Below are 262 nucleotides of genomic sequence, written 5' to 3'. Positions count from 1 at the left end.
TTCATTGGACATATTGAAGAAACGACAGCGTAAAGAGAATTACCATTTTGACGTCAAGGAATTGGGGTTCTAAGGGTATCGCGAGATATTTAAAGAACAACGATGGAGAGTTTGATCCTGGCTCAGGATGAACGCTAGCGGCAGGCCTAACACATGCAAGTCGAGGGGTAGCAGGAAAAAGCTTGCTTTTTTGCTGACGACCGGCGCACGGGTGCGGAACGCGTATGGAACCTGCCCCTATCTGGGGAATAGCCTTTAGAAA

1 rRNA gene is annotated in these 262 nt (G+C 48.1%); it reads left to right on the top strand.

What is annotated here, in order from left to right:
* Positions 1-99: 99 nt before the first annotated feature.
* Positions 100-262: ribosomal RNA gene (locus FBT53_RS15445) — 16S ribosomal RNA — on the top strand; the annotation flags it as partial.

It is taken from the genome of Flavobacterium sp. ASW18X, from assembly GCF_005144745.1.
Classification (GTDB): domain Bacteria; phylum Bacteroidota; class Bacteroidia; order Flavobacteriales; family Flavobacteriaceae; genus Croceivirga.
The sequence above is the reverse complement of the archived record's forward strand: the minus strand, read 5'-3'. Positions and strand labels throughout refer to the sequence as shown.